Here is a 3,251-nt window from a genome sequence, read left to right on the forward strand (position 1 = left end):
CGCCGCGACTGCGGCGCTCAGTCCAGAGTCATAGTTACCGAGGTTTTCTTATGTTCCATCGCCGCTCAATCGTAAAAGGATCGTTATCCTTTTCTAACCCTGCGGTCCGCGCCTGGTTATTTCAAATACTTGCCGTCATTGCGGTCATCAGCATTGCGGTCTATCTCATCCATAACACGATAAATAACCTGAATAATAGCGGTATTACCTCGGGATTATCTTTTCTCGATCGCAGCGCCGGATTTGGTATTGTCCAGCATCTGATCGATTACGAGCAAGGCGATACGTATGGCCGTGTCTTTATCGTTGGCCTGCTCAATACGCTATTGGTTTCTGCACTGTGTATTGTTTTCGCATCAATTATTGGTTTCTTTCTCGGACTGGCACGCCTGTCAGATAACTGGTTATTACGAAAGCTCTCGACGATCTACATCGAAACGTTCCGCAATATACCGCCGCTGCTGCAGATCTTCTTTTGGTATTTCGCCGTATTACGTAACCTGCCCGGCCCACGTCAGGCCGTTAACGCGCTGGACTTGATGTTTCTGAGTAACCGGGGGCTCTATATTCCGGCACCGCAAATAGGAGAAGGATTTTTTGCCTTTTGCGGCGCTGTAATTATCACTATCGTCGTCACTATCGGGCTATTTCGCTACAACAGAATGCACCAGACTAAAACCGGTCAGCTACGCCGGACCTGGCCCACGGCTCTGGCGCTGATCGTGCTTTTACCGATGATCTCACAGTGGCTGTTTGGCGCAGCGCTTCACTGGGATATCCCCGCCCTTCGTGGTTTTAACTTCCGTGGCGGTATGGTGCTTATTCCCGAACTGGCTGCCCTGACGCTGGCGCTTTCAGTGTATACCTCGGCGTTTATTGCAGAAATTATTCGAGCGGGAATCCAGGCCGTTCCTTATGGCCAACATGAAGCAGCACGCTCACTGGGTCTACCAAATCCGGTGACACTGCGCCAGGTGATCATCCCACAGGCGCTGCGCGTCATCATTCCCCCATTAACCAGCCAGTATCTGAATATCGTCAAAAACTCCTCTCTTGCGGCCGCTATTGGCTACCCGGATATGGTTTCACTGTTTGCCGGCACGGTACTCAATCAAACAGGGCAAGCCATTGAAACCATTGCTATCACGATGTCGGTGTACCTGATCATCAGCCTGAGCATTTCTCTGCTGATGAATATTTATAACCGTCGTATTGCACTGATTGAGCGCTAAGGAGCCATGATGACAAAAGCACTGCTGTCTCACCCCTCGCGTCAGAACAGTAACCCGGCAAGCCGCAGTCTACTCTGGATGCGTAAAAACCTGTTCTCCAGTTGGTCAAATAGCCTGCTCACGCTGCTGTGCGTTTGGCTGATTTGGTCATTTCTTCCGCCACTGCTGAACTGGGTATTCTTTCAGGCCAACTGGGTCGGTTCAACCCGCGCAGACTGCACCAAAGCTGGGGCTTGCTGGGTGTTCATTCATGAACGCTTTGGGCAATTCATGTATGGACTTTATCCCCACGATCAGCGCTGGCGCGTAAATCTGGCCCTGATCATTGGCCTAGCCTCTATCGTCCCTATGTTCTGGAAATCTATTCCCCACCGTGGCCGCTATATCGCCGTCTGGGCCGTCGTTTATCCCGTGGTGGTCTGGTGGTTGATGTACGGTGGTTTTTTCGGACTTGAGCGCGTAGAAACCCGACAGTGGGGCGGATTAACACTGACGCTTATCATTGCATCCGTGGGGATTGCGGGCGCGCTTCCGTGGGGTATTTTACTGGCGCTTGGACGCCGGTCTCATATGCCAGTCGTGCGGATTTTATCCGTCATTTTCATTGAGTTCTGGCGCGGTGTGCCGTTGATTACCGTCCTTTTTATGTCCTCGGTCATGCTTCCTCTGTTTATGTCCGAAGGGACCAGTATCGACAAACTTATCCGGGCGCTGGTAGGCGTGATTCTTTTCCAGTCGGCGTATGTCGCAGAAGTGGTTCGCGGAGGGTTACAGGCCCTACCAAAAGGTCAGTATGAAGCCGCTGAATCACTGGCGTTAGGGTACTGGAAAACGCAAGGGCTGGTCATTCTTCCGCAAGCCCTCAAGCTGGTTATTCCGGGTCTGGTTAACACGATTATCGCCCTGTTTAAGGATACCAGTCTGGTCATCATCATCGGCCTGTTTGATCTCTTCAGTAGCGTGCAGCAGGCAACTGTGGACCCTGCATGGTTGGGTATGTCGACGGAAGGATATGTTTTCGCTGCACTGATTTACTGGATCTTCTGTTTTAGCATGTCGCGTTACAGCCAACATCTGGAAAAACGTTTTAACACCGGGCGTACACCGCACTGAGGAATTTATGAGCCAATTATTAATGCCGTCTACCGACGCGATGATTACGCTGGAAAACGTCAACAAATGGTACGGACAGTTTCACGTCCTGAAAAACATCAACCTGAAGGTAAAGCAGGGAGAACGCATCGTATTATGCGGACCTTCCGGTTCGGGTAAATCGACAACTATCCGCTGTATCAACCACCTGGAAGAGCATCAGCAAGGACGTATTGTGGTGGATGGGATCGAACTCAATGAAGATATCCGCAATATTGAGCGCGTCAGACAAGAAGTTGGCATGGTCTTTCAGCACTTTAATCTCTTTCCTCATTTGACGGTCCAGCAAAACTGCACGCTGGCACCGATCTGGGTGCAAAAGATGCCAAAAAAAGAGGCTGAAGCTCTGGCAATGCACTACCTTGAGCGAGTTCGTATTGCTGAACATGCGCATAAATATCCTGGGCAAATCTCTGGTGGGCAGCAACAGCGTGTAGCCATTGCACGCTCACTGTGCATGAAACCTAAAATTATGTTATTCGATGAACCTACATCAGCGTTGGATCCTGAAATGGTAAAAGAAGTACTTGATACCATGATAGGTCTGGCGCAATCAGGTATGACCATGCTGTGTGTTACCCATGAAATGGGCTTTGCCCGCACAGTGGCCGACCGGGTGATCTTTATGGATCTTGGCGAGATTGTTGAACAGGCAGCACCGGATGAGTTTTTTGCTCACCCCAAATCTGAACGCACTCGTGCGTTTTTATCGCAGGTTATTCATTAAAGTCATGCGCCGGATACAGCCCGGCGTTTAACAGATAAAACAAAAGACCCAGTCTTTCGACTGGGCCTTTTGTTTTTATTTGATGTCTGGCAGTTCCCTACTCTCGCATGGGGAGACCCCACACTACCATCGGCGCTACG

At 50.4% G+C, this 3,251-nt stretch carries 3 protein-coding genes; all 3 read left to right on the plus strand.

Annotated elements, in window-relative coordinates:
* The first annotated feature begins 50 nt into the window (after positions 1-50).
* Genes FDW87_RS01895 through FDW87_RS01905 form a run of 3 tightly spaced genes read left to right on the plus strand, consistent with a single transcriptional unit; the run spans position 51 to position 3,111 of the window.
* On the plus strand, positions 51-1,232 hold the full coding sequence (locus FDW87_RS01895; RefSeq protein ID WP_137379410.1) for an amino acid ABC transporter permease: 1,182 nt from the start codon (positions 51-53) through the stop codon (positions 1,230-1,232).
* A gap of 9 nt (positions 1,233-1,241) precedes the next feature.
* Positions 1,242-2,345 carry an amino acid ABC transporter permease gene (locus tag FDW87_RS01900; RefSeq protein ID WP_016157600.1) on the plus strand — a complete coding sequence of 368 codons (1,104 nt, stop codon included), beginning with the start codon at positions 1,242-1,244 and terminating at the stop codon, positions 2,343-2,345.
* A gap of 7 nt (positions 2,346-2,352) precedes the next feature.
* Positions 2,353-3,111 carry an amino acid ABC transporter ATP-binding protein gene (locus FDW87_RS01905; protein ID WP_137379411.1) on the plus strand — a complete coding sequence of 253 codons (759 nt, stop codon included), beginning with the start codon at positions 2,353-2,355 and terminating at the stop codon, positions 3,109-3,111.
* Positions 3,112-3,251: the final 140 nt, after the last annotated feature.

Origin of the sequence: Citrobacter sp. wls826 (genome assembly GCF_005281245.1) — a bacterium.
In the GTDB taxonomy this organism is placed as follows: Bacteria; Pseudomonadota; Gammaproteobacteria; order Enterobacterales; family Enterobacteriaceae; genus Citrobacter; species Citrobacter braakii.